Source organism: Brucella sp. JSBI001, from assembly GCF_026014005.1.
Classification (GTDB): Bacteria; Pseudomonadota; Alphaproteobacteria; order Rhizobiales; family Rhizobiaceae; genus Brucella; species Brucella anthropi.
This window is the reverse complement of record NZ_CP110339.1, coordinates 4,489,153-4,505,988: the sequence shown is the minus strand read 5'-3', so window position 1 is coordinate 4,505,988 and position 16,836 is coordinate 4,489,153. Positions and strand designations below refer to the sequence as shown.

Here is a 16,836-nt window from a genome sequence, read left to right as displayed (position 1 = left end):
TCGGGTATCAGGCAGCCAGGAGAACATGAATGTACAAGAACATATTGATCGCAACCGATGGATCGGAACTCGCTGAGAAAGGCGTCGACCAAGGCGTTGCGCTGGCCAAGGAAACAGGCGCAAAGGTTATTTTCGTGTCCGTGACCGAGCTTCTGCCATCCTATGGCATTGTGGTTGCGGCTGAATGGGCGTCGAGCCCGGCGGCATTTCAGGAATATCGCGAGGCTATCACCAAAGCGGCCACCGAAATTCTGTCGAAGGCCAAAGCCAAGGCAATGGAGATCGGCGTCAGTGCTGAGGCCGTGCATGTCGAAAATCAATCTCCGGCGCAGGGCATTGTCGAGGCTGCGAATGCCAAGAATGCCGATCTGATCGTCATCGCATCACATGGCCGTCGCGGCGTGAACAAATTATTGCTGGGAAGTCAGGCAGCTGAGGTGTTGTCGCTCAGTACCGTGCCGGTGCTGGTCATCAAGTAATCGACGGCTATGCGCGCCTCTTCCGGCATCGCAGCGATTTCTCTAAAAGGCATAACAACGCAAGAAGATTCCTGAATACCTCTGTTAAGCTCCTCCTGTCCGAATACGGACGGGAGGATTTTCTCAAGGAGGTATTCATGACTGCGCCACGGCCTTCAAAGACCATGTTGGGCAATCATCCGCTTCATCCCGAAACGCAGATGCTCAATTATGGCTACGATCCGGAGCTTTCCGAAGGAGCGGTCAAGCCACCGGTATTCCTGACGTCGACTTTCGTTTTCAAGACTGCCGAAGACGGACGCGATTTCTTCGATTTCGTTTCCGGTCGCAAGGAACCGCCTGCCGGTGTCGGTGCTGGTCTCGTCTATTCCCGTTTCAACCATCCCAACAGCGAGATCGTTGAAGATCGCCTCGCGGTCTATGAAGGCACCGAGAGCTGTGCGCTGTTTTCTTCCGGCATGTCGGCCATTGCCACGACGCTGTTTGCTTTTGCACGCCGGCGATGTCATTTTGCATTCGCAACCGCTCTATGGCGGCACGGAAACGCTCCTTGCAAAGACGTTTCTCAATTTCGGCGTTGAAGCCGTTGCTTTCGCCGATGGCGTGCACGAAGCCTCGATAGAACAGGCAGCCGACGAGGCTGTTCGCAAGGGACGTGTTTCGGTGATTCTGATCGAGACGCCTGCCAACCCGACCAACAGCATTGTCGATATTGCCGCCATCCGGCGTGTCGCGGAAAAGATTGAACAAAAGCAGGGGCATCGTCCGATCATTGCTTGCGATAATACCCTGCTTGGGCCGATCTATCAGAAGCCTCTCGACCACGGTGCTGATCTTTCGGTCTATTCGCTGACCAAATATGTTGGCGGGCACTCGGATCTGATTGCCGGGGCTGTGCTGGGTGCCAAGGCTGTTGTAAAGCAGGTCAAGGCATTGCGTGGTGCGATCGGTACGCAGCTTGACCCGCATTCATGCTGGATGCTGGGTCGCTCGCTTGAAACGCTCGGACTTCGCATGGAACGCGCCAACAACAACGCGCAGGCAATTGCGGAATTCCTGCGCGATCATCCGAAAGTGGAGAAACTGCATTATCTCCCATTTGAGGATGAGAATTCGGACGTTGGTGCTTTGTTCAAACGCCAGTGCAGTGGTGCGGGGTCGACTTTCTCCTTCGATATCAAAGGCGGGCAGGCGGCGGCATTCCGCTTCCTGAATGCGCTTCAGATATTGAAGCTTGCTGTCAGTCTCGGCGGTACGGAATCGCTTGCAAGCCATCCCGCCGCGATGACCCATTCGGGCGTTCCCGTCGATGTAAGAGAGCGTATCGGTGTGCTGGAATCAACGATCCGACTTTCCATCGGCATCGAGCATCCCGACGATCTGATTGCCGATCTGGCGCAAGCGCTCGAAGCGGCGTGACAAGAAAATTTGTGGTGGGATGAATGGTGCGGGTGGTCGGAATCGAACCGACACTCCTTTCGGAACCGGATTTTGAGTCCGGCGCGTCTACCAGTTCCACCACACCCGCACATTTCTGCCGAAGCAGTTCGATATGGTTCAAAGGGACAGCGGGTTGGGATATACCGGCTAAACGAAACGAGGTCAATTGCTCAAAAGTGCAGCTTTCACTCCTCTTCAGACAGACGGCTGAAAGGGTAAGAAGTAATGGCGTGTGATTCAATCAACCGCTCATCGTCACGGCAGCGTTCCAGTCAACAAGCCCGTTCCTGATCGTGTCAGGCGCAGCAGGCTTTATGTGGTTGCGCGGCTTTGAGATAAGCCGCCGTCATCTATCTGCGCAAGTTCGCTTCAACCAGATTCCAGAAAACCAGCAAGGCGATGAAGCCCAGCAGGACGTAATCCAGCGTGCTGACATAGTGAAAATATTCCATAGCGCATCTCCTTCCCCGGGAGGGCGCGATAGCGTTTGAGCCAGACGGAAGCTTTTATAATTATCCGGGCTTCGGACACTTGTTCAAAGTGCCGGATTGCACCGGTGCGGACCTCCTCTTCCGCCTGTCCATGCGCTCTCCCAAGGCAAAGTGTACCACGCTTTGTCGGATGGCTCAAATTATTGGTTTGGCTAATATAATCAGCTATCTGCGCGCGATGCCAAATGTCCTAGTTCGACGTTGCGACATTGGCTTTCCGGCAGTTGGCAAAGCGGTCGAGCGCCTGATCATAGGCTGACGTTTTCACGCCCATCATGCCGATGACCGTGTGGAACAGATTGTCGTGCGAAGAAGGGGCGGCAGCATCCTGTTTGACGCAAGCCGTGTCGAGCCTGGTGGCGTTCGCATAGTCCGGCGAGAACCACGCGACGAATGGGATGTGTGTCTGGACGTCAGGCGCGATGAAATAGGGTGCTGCATGCAGATAAAGACCATCTTCGCCCAGCGATTCGCCATGGTCGGACATATAGATCATGGCGGGGGCAAAACGGTCTTCGCTTGCCTTCAGGACGTTGATGATCTCCGACAATATGTGATCGGTATAGAGGATCGAATTGTCGTATGCATTGACGATCTGGTCCGTCGTGCAATCGGAAAATTCGCTCGTGCGGCACTCAGGCTTGAACTTGGCGAATTCTGGCGGATAACGCCGATAATAGGACGGTCCGTGACTGCCGGTCATATGCAGGACAATGGTGGCGTTGCCGTTTACGTTCTTCAGGTGGTCACGGAGCTGGTCGACCAGAATCTGGTCGAGACATTCGCCGCCTTCGCAATATTGCGCATCGTTTGAATTCTGCAGGTCGACCGTCGGTATGCGGTCCGAAACGCTCTTGCTGCCGGTATTATTCTCGTACCACGCAACCTGCACGCCGGCATGATTAAGGAGGTCCATCAGATTTTCCGAGCTATGGAACTTGGAGCTCGAATATTCCTCGCGCGGAAAGGGCGAGAACATACATGGCACGGAAACGGAGGTGTCCGTGCCGCAGCTTGTTGTGTTTGGAAAGGTAACGATATCCTGCTGCTTCAGTTCGGGATTGGTCTCACGCGGGTAGCCGTAAAGGCTGAAATTCTGGGCGCGTGCCGTTTCGCCCACCACGATGACGGTCAGGAGCTTCTTGCCCGACGCAATCGGCGGCAGCACTTGTTTTGCATCGAGGCCGAGCGGCTGCATGACGATCTGCCTGTCATTCAGGTCACGCACGATATATTGCACGGTGCTCTTGAGTGGTGTGCCGGGCATCAGCCGTTCCATGATGTCGGAGCGGTGTTCGCGGTACATCGAGGAGAAGCTGCCGTAATCGGAGCCGATAAGTGCGATTGCGACAGCCAGGCAGACGATGATCGAGACAGTATTGACCAGAAGCTTTTGCAGCAAAGGCCGGTGTTTCACACGGACCCAGAGGATGAAAAGCGTGGGAACGACGGCATAAAGCAGGATATGCAGCAGAAAGCCCGTCGTTATCAGATGACCCGACTCTGCCTTTGTCGTTGTGAGCGTCGCCTCGACCACATTGCGATCGATGATCGTGCCGAAAGTATCCGTAAAATAGGACCCACCTGCGGCGACCCATATTGCGAAAATGAGAACAGGCTTGATGACATATTTTGCCGAGAAGGCCATCAGCACGGCGATATGGATGAGAAGGATGGCCGCTGCCCCAACAACCAGCTTTTGCGGATGGTCGGAAAAGTAGGCGATCAGCCGCTGCCAGAAGGAGCTATTGGTGAAAGCGAGGAGATAAAATGCGGTCAGGACGCAAAGCGTGCCGCTGGCGATAGTCGGGCGTGGAAACCGCATTCCTGAACCTTCAAAATTCCGAAGTGGCTGTTGAGGATGGAGCTTCGCAGGGCTTCCGCAAAACTGCAATCGCAACATTCTTGCCGGATAATCCAGCATCGGAGATTCAGGACAGCGATTTCTGGGCTTTTTTAAGGTCGCTTAAACTCGCCCCTATTTCCTCTCAGTGAAGCTGCGGATGCGATTGCGCACAATGCGGGCCAGATTGCGGGTTCGCTGATAAAGATGAATCTGCGAGGCAGCCTGACGGACGAGCTTATCCGTGGACGGGTTGAGGCCAATCACCAGCGTTTCGATTGTCTCGCGCTTGTCGAACAGCCGCATCATGACCGGATGATCGGGGACGGCGCAGGAATCTGTGCGGTTGATGTTCGGATCGTTCAGATGGTTCTTCACGACTTCGATCATGAGAAGTACGCCGGGCGACCAGGCGTTCAGGCTTTCGTCATAAGCTGTTTTCCAGGTCCAGGCTTCTCCTGAAACCGTAAATACGATCAAAATGGCGATAACCCGTCCGTCGAGCTCAAGCGTGTGCACGCGCACGCAGTCGCGTTCAGCAAGATTGTTGACTGCCTCGCGGGCGAAAGCCGCGCGAAACCGGTCGACGGCCATGGCGGTGCCGCGTTTGCCTTTCCAGCCACTCGCTTCCAGCGTCAGGAAATGTTCGAACGCGTGACGCACATCGTCGGGCGTGCGGGCGACGCGATAGGCAAGCTCGCCCTTTTCGGCCAGCCTGCGCCACAGGCGATTGTAATCCCGGCGATGGTGTGCACCGATTGCTTGCTTGATATAGGCGTCGCCGTCCAGATCGCTCTCGAGAAAGGGGCGCTCCTTCTGCTCTATGGCGACCAAAGGCAATTGACGGCCCACCGCCACAGAACGGATCAGTTTTGCCGCCGGGCCGTTAGCCCGCATTTCCGGCAGCACAAGCACATCAGGCAATTTGAGATGCCTGCGCGCCAGAATGTCGAACAGGTCTTCCAGCACGCCGACAGGGTCATCGTGATCGATCAGTGGCGTGCCCTGCGGTCCGAATGGTGTCGACCATGCACGGATCACAGGCGTCGATAGCGGCAAGCCGGGACGTTCGATCGTATAGGGCATGACAAAGCGCAGGCGGCTACGGATTTCGTTTTCGTCGCGCATGACCATGAAGCGAACTTCGCGATCCTCAAGGCGCGGCATGGCTGGCGCCAGAAACCGTGCATTGAAGAACACATTCGGTTCGACGGTCCGGTTGCTCAAGTGATCGAGTTCGTCGCGCAGTTCGAAGCCTGCGGCAGCGCCATAGATGGCCAGCTTGCGCGGTATATCGCGGCTGTGAAGGCTTTCCTCCAGCTTTTTGACAGCTTCGTGCGCCATACCGCTCTCGGAGAGTTCCGAAACGATGTGAGCTGCATTTCCGCCCGCCGATTCTTCAAGCAAAGGTTTCGCGGCCATTACAAAGTCCCCTCCGAGGTCTTGGTACGGTCTCGTGGAATGAGAATGAACATGGTTATGTGCAAGGTGCGTGATACGGCTGCCGAAAGAAGTGCCGCTTCCATCAGCATGGCAATAGCTGTCGAAATGGCGGCGCCTGTCAGGCCGAAGCGTGGTATCAGGACCAGATTGAGAATAACGTTGACAGCAAGTGTCACGGCATAAAGGAGCGCGCAGATATTCTGCTTTCCCGACATGTTGAGAAGGCTTTCCGCCGGGCCGACGCTTGCACGTGCGATCACCCCGATGATCAGGATGAACAGAAGCGGATAGCCCGCTGTGAAGGCCGGACCGAAAAGCCGCAGGAGCGGATAGCCGGTGAGCAGAATGACTGCGCCGAGGAACAGCGTCGGCCAGAATGTCCAGCGGACGGACGCTTCGGCGAAGCTTGCAAATTCGGCGCGATCACCGCTGTGCAGCAGGTCCGAGTAGCGCTGCGCGACACTGGCTTTCACGGCGAAATAGACGAAATGCGCGAGCGCCATGATCTTCGTTGCCGCAAAATAGATCGCGACATGCTCGGGGTCGAGCGCGTGGCCAACCATCAGAACATCGACATTGATGAGTAGGAAGAAAAAGCCTTCCACGAGGAAAATCGGCAGGGCAACTTTCATCCATTCGCCAAGACGCTGGTCACGCGTTGCGGCGGGAATATCTTTTTCCAGTGAGCGGTCGACGGTCAGAAATTGTCCGACGGTGGTCAGCCACGTTGCGGCAATCGATACTGCCAGCGCGATAGTTGCACTGGAAGGTAGTCCCGCTTCATGTGCGATGATCATGAACAGGAGAACCAGAAGTGGGCGGACGATATAGCTTGGCGTCAGTGCCATCATCACCCAGGTGCGCGAGCGCGCAATGCCATCCAGCATATTGCCGAGCGTAATCATTGGCAGGCAGATGAAGCCGAGGATGAACGGCACGAGATAATAGCTTGTGACATGGTCTTTGAGCAGGAGCAGCAGGCCCGCACCCAGAAGCGCGATGAATGTAGCGGCTGCAAAAGCGAAGACGCGTCCGGTCCGGATGATCCCGCGCACGAGGCCGAACATCTGACGCTGCATATATTCCGGTACGAAGCGGATAATCGTGGTGTGCAGTCCGAAACAGGCCAGATCGCCGATAATTATCATGGTCAGCCAGACGAGGACGAAGATGCCGTACTCGAATTCCCCCATCCAACGGGCGAGAATAACCTGAGACAGGAGAGCAATAGCAGCGCTCGCAACGCGCACGGAAAAGGCGACGAGGGAAGAGCGCTGTGCGCTTGCCTGCGGTCCGCTATCCGTAAGCACGGCATCCAGCCGCTCCGTCACGGGACGAAGCGTGGCTGCGATCCTGCCGGGTAGAAACCGGCTCGCCGTTTCAGCTGCCGAAAACCGCACTGTTTGCCAACCCTGTCTTTGCACGCCTCTTGGGACCTGCTTGTTTAGCACCGGATAACCCGGCTTTCACGCCTATGCTTTGTTGGTCATGAGGCGCATGAAAACCTTAGACAGGAGTTCTTTATAAAGAGAAAAAGAAAAAGTCTAATCTGCCGAAGGTCGCAAGACTTCAAGGAATGGTGAGTATTTTCTAAACGGCATCTATATTTGAAGTATCTAAAATAAAGCAAGTCATACAACTGCTCGCGGTGCATATCGACGTCCATCGTGTGCTAGAAAACACAAACCCCGGCAAATGGCTTGCCGGGGTTTGTTCGATAGATGCGATGATGAGCTCGGCTCACATCACTCGAAAGCGCCGTGGCAGTGCTTGTACTTCTTGCCGGAGCCGCATGGGCAAGCCTCGTTGCGGCTGACCTTACCCCATGTGCGCGGGTCGGCCGGATCGCGTTCGGCAGCAGGCACATTGCGTTCGTCATGCTGATGGTCGGACCAGCTCGCTTCGTCGAAATCGTTTTCGCCGGTGGTGCTGTCGATATGACGGCCGGTCATCGGCGGCAGTTCCGGTTCCGGCGGTGCTTCGCGAACGATCTCGACGCGCATCAGCTGCGAGATAACGACTTCGCGCAGGTTGGCAAGCATCGACTGGAACAGTTCGAACGCTTCGGTCTTGTATTCGTTCAGCGGATCGCGCTGAGCGTAACCGCGGAAACCGACGACCGAACGCAGATGGTCGAGATTGACCAGATGCTCACGCCAGAGATTGTCCAGCGACTGCATGATCACGGACTTTTCAACGTAAGTCATGATCTGCGGGCCGAAGCGTTCGGCCTTCTCGGCAGCAGCCTTGTCCGCGGCTTCCTTGATGCGGTTCTCGAACTCTTCTTCCGCGATGCCTTCTTCCTTGGCCCAATCCTCGACCGGCAGGTCGAGATTGAGCTTGGAGATGATGTCTTCCTTGAGGCCGGCAATATCCCACTTTTCCGCATAGGCGTCCTTGGGGATGCGCAGTGCGACCATGTCCTCGATGACCTCATGGCGCATTTCGCCAACGGTCTCGGTCAGGTCCTCTTCGTCCATCATTTCCAGACGCTGTTCGAAGATCACCTTGCGTTGATCGTTCATGACATCGTCGTATTTCAGAAGGTTCTTGCGGATTTCGAAGTTGCGGGCTTCGACCTTCTTCTGCGCCTTTTCAAGCGCCTTGTTGATCCACGGATGGACGATGGCTTCGTCTTCCTTGAGGCCGAGCTTCTGCAGCATGCTGTCCATGCGGTCGGAACCGAAAATGCGCATCAGATCGTCCTGCAACGACAGGAAGAACTTCGAACGGCCCGGATCGCCCTGACGGCCCGAACGACCGCGCAGCTGGTTGTCGATGCGACGGCTTTCGTGGCGCTCGGTGGCGAGAACGTAAAGTCCGCCTGCGGCCAGAGCCTTTTCCTTCAGCTGTGCAATGTCAGCCTTGATTTCCGCGATCTTGGCATCGCGCTCGGGACCTTCCGGTATATCGGAAAGTTCCTGACGAACGCGCATTTCCAGGTTGCCGCCAAGCTGAATGTCGGTACCACGACCAGCCATGTTGGTGGCGATGGTGACGGTTCCGGGCACACCGGCCTGTGCGATGATATAGGCTTCCTGCTCGTGGTAGCGAGCGTTCAGAACCTGGAATTCCTTGATACCTTCCTTGCGAAGGCGTTCGGCCAGCTGTTCTGATTTTTCGATCGAGGTCGTGCCGACGAGGATCGGCTGGCCCTTCTCGTGCGAGGCGCGGATATCGCGCACGATGGCGCGGTATTTTTCCTCGACGGAACGATAGACTTCGTCGTCTTCGTCGATGCGCTGGACCGGCAGATTGGTCGGAATCTCGAGCACTTCGAGGCCATAAATATTGCCGAATTCTTCCGCTTCCGTCGCAGCCGTACCGGTCATGCCCGACAGCTTGTTGTACATGCGGAAGTAGTTCTGGAAGGTGATCGAAGCCAGCGTCTGATTTTCCGGCTGGATGGTCACATGTTCCTTGGCTTCCAGCGCCTGGTGCAGGCCTTCCGAATAACGGCGGCCTGGCATCATGCGGCCGGTGAATTCGTCGATGATGACGATTTCGTCATTGCGGACGATATAATCCTTGTCGCGCTGAAAGAGCTTGTGCGCGCGAAGCGCATTGTTCAGGTGGTGCACGACCGCAACATTCTCGATGTCGTAGAGGCTTTCACCCTTGAGATGGCCTGCGGCTTCCAGAAGCTGCTCAACCTTCTCTGTGCCGACTTCGGTGAAGATTGCCGTCTTCTGTTTCTCGTCGATTTCAAAATCTTCCGGCTCAAGGGCTGGAATGAAGGTGTCGATGAGATTGTAGAAGTCCGAACGGTCTTCCAGCGGGCCGGAAATGATGAGCGGCGTGCGCGCTTCGTCGATGAGGATCGAGTCCACTTCATCGACGATGGCGTAATTGTGCGGGCGCTGCACCATCTGGGCGCGCTCATATTTCATGTTGTCGCGCAGATAGTCGAAGCCCAGCTCGTTGTTGGTGCCGTAGGTGATGTCGCAGGCATAGGCCGCACGGCGCTCATCGTCGTCGAGACCGTGCTTGATGACACCGACGGTCAGGCCGAGGAAGTTATAGAGCTTGCCCATGGTTTCGGCGTCGCGGGTGGCGAGGTAGTCGTTGACCGTCACCACGTGTACGCCCTTGCCCTCAAGCGCATTGAGGTAGACCGGTAGGGTCGCCATCAGCGTCTTGCCTTCACCGGTGCGCATTTCCGCGATGCCGCGTTCGTGCAGAACCATGCCGCCGATCAGCTGCACGTCGAACGGGCGCATACCGAGTACGCGCTTCGCAGCTTCACGTGCCGTAGCGAAAGCGTCGGGCAGAAGAGAGTCGAGCGTCTTGCCTTCAGCCAGCGCCGCACGAAATTCGGCGGTCTTGGCCTGCAATTGCTCATCGGTAAGATTTTCGTAATTCTTCTCGATAGCAGTAATTTGATTTGCCCGCTGGCGCAGGGTTTTAACGCGGCGGTCATTGGATGAACCGAATATCTTGCGGGCGAAACCGCCAAAGCTGACCATCACTGGTCCTTTCCTGTCCGTTCAGCCGGAAGCGCTTCCGGCAATGTCGAATGCTTTATTCACGCGTATTGAAACAATTGCAAGAAAACTGCGCTGCGAAAGCTGCCCGTTACGGCGCATTTCCGGCGCAATTCCCCCGCCCCTTACTGGACGTAAAGCCGAAGGACAGATAAGAGGGGCTTCGGGCGATGTCAACGTTGCTCCAGTGTGGTGGATTTGAAGTTCCTGTCATTTGCATGGCATCTGCGTTCATGAACTTCAAATCTGTAAACCGCACTCGATTCTATATATTGCTGGTGTGGCTTTGAATCCGAAATTCGTTAGCAACACTGTTCCAAAGTGATGCGAATTTCGGATTCGCCACATCGTGGGCTGGAAAACCTTTCCTTTGTTGCAATATTGGGGAGATCCGGGCCAAATTCCGCCGCATTCATCGGGCCGGTAAGCGGCCACGAAGGAGAGAATTCCATATGAAAGCCATTCTGAAAGCCCCTTATCGCAAGGCTCTCGCTGTCGTCGGCATGTCTCTGGCGGCCTCGGTGGCGCTGGCAAGCTACTCAGGCGCCGCATTCGCACAGGATGCTGGAAAGCCTGCTGCCGCACCGGCTGCAGCCCCTGCAGAAAAGGAAGATCCGTCCAAGGTTCTGGCGACCGTCAACGGCAACGACATCACAGTCGGTGAAGTCGATCAGGCTGCAGGCGATCTCGATCCGCAGTTCTCGCGCCTTCCTGCAGAGCAGCGCCGTCTGGCTGCGCTTGCCGCCCTGATCGACATCAAGGCAATGGCTGGTGAAGCGGAAAAGGAAAAGCTCGATCAGTCCCAGGAATTCAAGGATCGCATGGAATTCCTGCGTGAACGCGCGCTCCATAACGAATATTTCAAGGACGCCGTTGTCGATAAGATCAGCGATGATGATGTACGTGCGCGCTACGACAAGGAAATCGCAGCCATGCCGCCGCAGGTGGAAGTGCGCGCTCGTCACATCCTCGTGAAGACCAAGGAAGAAGCCGAAGCCATCATCAAAAAGCTTGAAGGCGGCGCCAAGTTCGAGGACCTCGCCAAGGAGAGCTCAACTGACGGCACTGCAGCCAATGGTGGCGATCTCGGCTACTTCGCCGAAGGCCAGATGGTGCCGGAGTTCGAAAAAGCCGCCTTTGCGCTCAAGCCGGGTGAATACACCAAGGAGCCGGTCCAGACCCAGTTTGGCTTCCATGTGATCCAGCTCGAAGATCGTCGCACCAAGCAGCCACCGGCATTCGATCAGGTCAAGGACCAGATCCGTTCGATCATCATGCGCGAGCGTTATGTCGAAACCGTCAAGAAGCTGCGTGACGGCATGAAGATTGACTACAAGGATCCGGCTGTCGAGAAAGCCATGAAGGATGCAGCCGCAGCGCAGGAAGGTGCGGACAAGGATGACGCGCCGGAAGAAGCTGCTCCACAGCAGTAAAAACTGGTTTCAAATATCAACGCCCCGGCTTGCCGGGGCGTTTTTTATTCCGATCTTGCGTTTCCCGCTTGATTTTAAACCGCAAACCTTTCCAATGCGCGCGTCATATTTTGAATCCGAAATTCGCGTAACGCCGTTTGCTGGGCATCACGATTTCGGGTTTCTACGAAACCGCATCCATCGAGGCACATATGTCCGCGTCTGTTTCTCCGCTCGCTCCCAAACACTACCCCACAATGCCGGTCGTCCATGGCGTGCGCATCGCCACCGCTGCTGCCGGGATCAAGTATAAGGGGCGAACGGATGTGATGTTGATGGTGTTCGACCGACCGGCTGAAGCCGCAGGTGTCTTTACACGTTCGCTCTGTCCATCGGCGCCAGTCGATTTTTGCCGCCGCAATCTCGTGTACGGAAAGGCCCGCGCGGTCGTCGTCAATTCCGGCAACGCCAATGCCTTTACCGGCGTCAAGGGGCGTGAAGCGACGGAAGCAACGGCTGAAGCTGCCGCCAAGGCGGTCGGGTGCGCCACAACGGATGTCTTTCTGGCGTCAACGGGCGTGATCGGCGAACCGCTCGATGCAAGCAAGTTCGCGCATCTGCTTGGCGACATGAACAAGGATGCGGTCGAGGATTTCTGGACCGAAGCCGCCAAGGCGATCATGACCACGGATACCTATCCGAAGGTTGCGACCGAAACGGTGCTGCTCGGTCAGGTACCGGTCACGATCAACGGTATCGCCAAGGGTGCTGGCATGATCGCGCCGGATATGGCGACAATGCTTTCCTTCGTCGTCACTGATGCACCGATCAAGGCTGACGTGTTGCAGAGCCTGCTCTCCAAGGGCGTTGGCTCGACCTTCAATGCTGTGACGGTAGACAGCGACACTTCTACATCGGACACGCTAATGCTGTTCGCCACTGGTGCGGCGGCAGAGCGCGGTGCACCTGAAATCACTGATCCTGCCGACAAGCGCCTTGGCGAATTCAAGAAGGCGCTCGGCCGCCTCCTGAAATCGCTGGCGCTGCAGGTCGTGCGCGACGGTGAGGGCGCACGCAAGATGGTGGAAGTGGAAGTGACGGGTGCAAAATCTGCAGCTTCTGCCAAGAAGATCGCGCTTTCCATCGCCAATTCGCCGCTGGTCAAGACGGCTGTTGCCGGTGAAGATGCCAATTGGGGCCGCGTGGTCATGGCCGTCGGCAAGGCTGGTGAACCTGCCGATCGTGACCTGCTCGCGATCTGGTTCGGCGATATTCGTGTTGCGCATCAAGGCGAGCGCGATCCGGCCTATTCGGAAGCAGCGACGTCCACCTATATGCAGGGCGAGGATATTCGCATTCGCGTCGATCTGGGGTTAGGCAAGGGCAAGGCAACTGTCTGGACCTGCGACCTCACAAAGGAATATGTCGCCATCAATGGCGATTACAGAAGTTGATCGAAGTAATGGAAAAGCCCAGCACCCCAAGTCTTGCCATCGTTCGCCAGCTTGAAGCCGTCGGCTTCCGTGCCTGGCCTGCCACGTCGGTTCACTATGACGGCACATGGGCGATACGCATGACTGCAGCGCATCCATCCCGGCGTCTCAACTCGATCAATCCGCTCGATCCCGGCGACACGCGCGATATTCCAACACGTGTGGAACTGGCGGCGCAGCGTTTTCGTGCCTATGGCCGTGTTCCCTGTTTCAGGCTTTCGCCGCTCGCACCGCGCGAGCTTGAGGATTATCTCGAAGGGCTTGGCTGGAAGCGCCGGGACGAAACCATCGTGATGACGGCGAATCTCGAGGAACTCGATTTGTCGGACGCCATCGACCAGATACCCCTGAAGGATATTGGGCGCTTCGTGGATGCTTCGCTTTCCATCCATGAAAGACCGGAAGATATGCGGCCCGGATTTTCCGAACTTCTTAATAGCGTTCGCCCGAACAAGGGCATGTTCGTGCTGGAGGAGGGCGGACGCGCCGTATCCAACCTGCTTTGCGTACAGGATGGCGTGATGGCGGGTCTATTCGATGTCGGAACCCTGCGTGACGCAAGGCGCAAGGGGCATGGACATGCGATTGTCGGTTCTGCACTCAAATGGGCCGTAAAGCTCGGTGCAAAGACGGCATGGCTGCAGATCGAGGCGGACAACGTTGCTGGACTTGCTCTTTACGAGAGCTTCGGCTTTCGGGAAGCCTATCGCTATGCCTATCGGGAGAGCAACGAGAAATGACCGAGGTAAAGGGACGCCGCATTCTTCTGGTAGCTGCTTGCGCACTGGTGGATTCGGATGGCCGGGTTCTGCTGACGCAGCGCCCGGAAGGCAAGCAGCTGGCCGGGCTGTGGGAGTTTCCCGGTGGCAAAGTGGAACCGGGCGAAACGCCGGAAGAAACGCTGATCCGCGAATTGCAGGAAGAAGTCGGCATCACGACGAAAGCGGCCTGCCTTGCACCGCTGACTTTTGCGAGCCATACCTATGATGACTTCCACCTGCTGATGCCGCTCTATGTCTGCCGCCGTTATGAAGGTATCGCGCGGGGGCTCGAAGGGCAGGCGCTGAAATGGGTTCGTCCGAAGGATATGCGCGACTATCCGATGCCGCCAGCCGACGAACCGCTGATCCCGTTTCTGCTTGATCTGCTGTAGACCGGCCCCCTGTCCACAACCGTGGAAAAAGGTTGGCAATTTCTTACGATTCCACTGGCTGGTTAATCTATGATTCACTCCGTTGAGGCATTCTCGTTTGGGAGCTGCCCCGGAGTCTTGAAGCATGAGTTTCGACAACAATTATTTTAGCGCTGATCACAACGAATATACGGCCAAGCCGCTAACGAAGGCTGGTCGCGGAATCCTGCGCGTTGTGCTGTTGTTCGGCTCTGCCGTTGTCGCTCTGGCTCTCATCATTGTGCCGGTTCTCAACGATCAGGCAAACAAGGTTGCAGCCCAGTCAGTGCTCCCGGTCGGGATAGACCGCACCATGACCGGCTCGATCAAGCGCGATGCCAGCGCCCAGCCGCATGCAACAGGCCAGACGTATACAGTGCGCAAGAGCGTGCTTCAGCCGAGCCCCAATTCCGTCTGCATCATCGAGACAAACGGCAGCCACCACGGCGACTGTTAGCTGTCTTTCGCAGCCTTTTTTAGCGCTTCTGCCAGCGATGCTTTTGCAGAGCCCGGTTTCAATGGTTTTTGCTGCGATTCATGCGGCGCCCAGCCTGATAGCCAGATGACCGAGAAAGTGGCGCGGATGCGTCCATCCGGATCGGAGAACCGCTCGGCATAGATTTCAGCGGCCGCAGGAAAAGGCGTTTCGAAACCGGCTTGCGGGAACGGTCACGCAGGATGTTCTGCATGCCCATGGCGCGCAGATCGGCCATCAGATTGAACAGCGAATCGTAGCGCACCGTGATGTTGTCGACGTCGGTTACGGGCAGGGCGAAACCTGCACGTTGCAGAAGGCCGCCCACATCGCGCACGTCCGGGAACGGGAAAATGCGCGGCGAGGCGCCGCCTGTCAGTTCGATTTCCGCCTGAAGAAGACTTTCGCGCAATTCACCGAGTGTTCCACTGCCGCTAAGGGCCGCCAGAAAAAGTCCGTCCGGCTTTAGGGCGCGAGCGATCTGCACCATCGTACCCGGTGTATCATTGGTCGCGTGAAGAGCCATTAGCGACACGATCAGATCGGTGCTGCCAGCTTTCAGCGGCAGCATTTCCTCGTCACCGGCAATAGCCGGGAAAGGACCTCGCAGGAAATCACTGTCGCGTTCGATGCGGACAATCAGGTCGGCTTTGCCAGACTGCGCGATGGCTGCTGCAGCTACGCCGGTATGGCCAGCGAGATCGACGGCGACGGGAAAACGCCGCTCCACAGCGTCAAGGCGGTCGGCGAGATCGTCGGCAATGCGCTGCAACAGGAAATCTGCGCCGGGTTCGGCGCGCGCAAAGGCGCGACGGCGAAACGAGAGCAGGAGATCGCGATCGAAAATCGCGCTATCATCGGTCGGCGCAGGCATGGAATCCGTCTTCTCTTTCGAGCAAGGTTCAGTACAATCGTTGCGGGGATAGATGCATTCGAATGGGGGCGAATGCAATGGCGGATGACGATAGAACGCATCAAACCTTTTTGCGCAGCGCGGGCGAAGGGCTTCGGCGGTTTGCCGGCAGGGCTTTTCGCTCCTCTGCGGACATGTTGTTTCCGCCGACATGTATCGGCTGCCGGGCGCATGTATCCGAACCGGGGACGCTGTGTCCGAAATGCTGGCCGGAGCTACGCTTTATAGAAAAGCCTTATTGCCCCGTGCTGGGCATTCCTTTCAGCCATGATTTCGGCGACAACTTCACGAGTGCTGAGGCGATTGCCGATCCGCCACCTTTCCGGCGTCTCCGGTCCGCCGTCCTGCATCGGGGCGCAGCGCAGCGCATGGCGGTTTCGCTCAAGTTTCACGACCGGACCGATCTGGCCCCGTGGATGGCGCGCTGGATGCAACGCGCGGGTCGCGAATTACTGGATGAATGCGAGGTCATTCTTCCGGTGCCTCTGCATCGCTGGCGGTTCTGGCAGCGGCGTTTCAACCAGTCGGCGGAACTTGCCCGTGCCCTGGCGAAACTGGAATCGAAACCCTTTGCGCCGCAAGGCGTGAAGCGTGTGCGTCGGACCGAACAGCAGATCGGCCTTGGTATCAAGGAGCGAAAGCGCAATGTGGACGGTGCGTTCCGCGTGCCGCAGGAACACGAGATTCATGTGCGCGGGCGACGGGTTCTGCTCATCGATGACGTCTATACGACCGGCGCTACGGTCAAGGCGGTAACGCGGGCATTGCTGCGTGGTGGCGCGAAAAGCGTGGATGTACTGACGTTCAGCCGCGTTCTACCGGATTGAGCCGGATAACCGGCTACACAGGCTCGTGAAAAGCGTCGGGGCTTCCAGATAACGTCTTTGCCGCTTATATAGTGGCCAAAACGATTGGAGTTTATGATGGTTGATGTAACGATCTACACGCGTGTCGGTTGCCCTTATTGCACCCGGGCCAAGGATCTTCTGACCCGCAAGGGCGTTGCGTATAATGAAATCGATGCAGGCGCATCGCCGGAACTGCGCGCCGAAATGCAGCAGCGTTCGGGCCGTAACACCTTCCCGCAGATATTCGTCGGCTCCGTTCATGTCGGTGGATGTGATGATCTTTTCGAGCTGGAAGATCAGGGCAAGCTGGATGGCCTGCTCAAGACTGGCGCACTGGTTTAGAA

12 protein-coding genes, 1 tRNA gene and 2 pseudogenes are annotated in these 16,836 nt (G+C 56.8%); 9 read left to right on the top strand and 6 right to left on the bottom strand.

Features of this window, described 5'->3' with window-relative positions:
- Window positions 1–29 precede the first annotated feature (29 nt).
- Both LJ361_RS21565 and LJ361_RS21560 read left to right on the top strand, forming a co-directional pair.
- On the top strand, window positions 30–479 hold the full coding sequence (locus LJ361_RS21565) for a universal stress protein (protein ID WP_010657513.1): 450 nt from the start codon (window positions 30–32) through the stop codon (window positions 477–479).
- 137 nt (window positions 480–616) lie between these two features.
- Window positions 617–1,898: pseudogene (locus tag LJ361_RS21560) on the top strand (cystathionine gamma-synthase family protein).
- Window positions 1,899–1,922: 24 nt separating this feature from the next.
- Here the strand turns inward: LJ361_RS21560 and LJ361_RS21555 are convergent.
- From LJ361_RS21555 to secA, 5 genes are all read right to left on the bottom strand, one after another.
- Window positions 1,923–2,007: transfer RNA gene (locus LJ361_RS21555), tRNA-Leu, on the bottom strand.
- A gap of 593 nt (window positions 2,008–2,600) precedes the next feature.
- Window positions 2,601–4,235 (bottom strand): phosphoethanolamine transferase, encoded by a 1,635-nt coding sequence (locus LJ361_RS21550; protein WP_010657511.1) that lies wholly within the window; start codon window positions 4,233–4,235, stop codon window positions 2,601–2,603.
- A 153-nt stretch (window positions 4,236–4,388) separates the two neighbouring features.
- A complete protein-coding gene (gene bspF / locus LJ361_RS21545; protein WP_010657510.1) occupies window positions 4,389–5,675 on the bottom strand; it encodes a type IV secretion system effector crotonyl transferase BspF in 1,287 nt (428 codons plus the stop codon).
- Entirely contained in the window at window positions 5,675–7,096 is a 1,422-nt protein-coding gene (locus LJ361_RS21540; RefSeq protein ID WP_036563224.1) for a lipopolysaccharide biosynthesis protein, read from the bottom strand. Before LJ361_RS21540 ends, bspF begins: the two co-directional genes overlap by 1 nt.
- Window positions 7,097–7,441: 345 nt before the next feature.
- Window positions 7,442–10,162 (bottom strand): preprotein translocase subunit SecA, encoded by a 2,721-nt coding sequence (secA, locus tag LJ361_RS21535; RefSeq protein WP_010657508.1) that lies wholly within the window; start codon window positions 10,160–10,162, stop codon window positions 7,442–7,444.
- Between the two features lie 470 nt (window positions 10,163–10,632).
- Between secA and LJ361_RS21530 the strand changes: the two genes are divergently transcribed.
- From LJ361_RS21530 to LJ361_RS21510, 5 genes are all read left to right on the top strand, one after another.
- Entirely contained in the window at window positions 10,633–11,613 is a 981-nt protein-coding gene (locus LJ361_RS21530) for a peptidylprolyl isomerase (RefSeq protein ID WP_010657506.1), read from the top strand.
- A 191-nt stretch (window positions 11,614–11,804) separates the two neighbouring features.
- Complete coding sequence (argJ, locus tag LJ361_RS21525) at window positions 11,805–13,046, top strand: bifunctional glutamate N-acetyltransferase/amino-acid acetyltransferase ArgJ (RefSeq protein WP_010657505.1); 1,242 nt, start codon at window positions 11,805–11,807, stop codon at window positions 13,044–13,046.
- A gap of 8 nt (window positions 13,047–13,054) precedes the next feature.
- The gene (locus tag LJ361_RS21520) at window positions 13,055–13,825 is read left to right on the top strand and encodes a GNAT family N-acetyltransferase (protein WP_010657504.1); all 771 of its coding nucleotides are present in this window, start codon (window positions 13,055–13,057) and stop codon (window positions 13,823–13,825) included.
- Entirely contained in the window at window positions 13,822–14,238 is a 417-nt protein-coding gene (gene mutT, locus LJ361_RS21515) for an 8-oxo-dGTP diphosphatase MutT (RefSeq protein WP_010657503.1), read from the top strand. The genes LJ361_RS21520 and mutT overlap by 4 nt, the downstream gene beginning before the upstream one ends.
- A 124-nt stretch (window positions 14,239–14,362) precedes the next feature.
- Window positions 14,363–14,713 (top strand): hypothetical protein, encoded by a 351-nt coding sequence (locus LJ361_RS21510; protein ID WP_010657502.1) that lies wholly within the window; start codon window positions 14,363–14,365, stop codon window positions 14,711–14,713.
- Here the strand turns inward: LJ361_RS21510 and LJ361_RS21505 are convergent.
- Window positions 14,710–15,605: pseudogene (locus tag LJ361_RS21505) on the bottom strand (methyltransferase domain-containing protein). The gene LJ361_RS21510 and the pseudogene LJ361_RS21505 overlap by 4 nt on opposite strands.
- A 77-nt stretch (window positions 15,606–15,682) precedes the next feature.
- Here LJ361_RS21505 and LJ361_RS21500 point away from each other — a divergent pair.
- Window positions 15,683–16,471, top strand: coding sequence for a ComF family protein (locus LJ361_RS21500; RefSeq protein ID WP_010657500.1), 789 nt, complete (start codon window positions 15,683–15,685; stop codon window positions 16,469–16,471).
- 96 nt (window positions 16,472–16,567) lie between these two features.
- Window positions 16,568–16,834 carry a glutaredoxin 3 gene (gene grxC, locus LJ361_RS21495; protein WP_010657499.1) on the top strand — a complete coding sequence of 89 codons (267 nt, stop codon included), beginning with the start codon at window positions 16,568–16,570 and terminating at the stop codon, window positions 16,832–16,834.
- Window positions 16,835–16,836 lie beyond the last annotated feature (2 nt).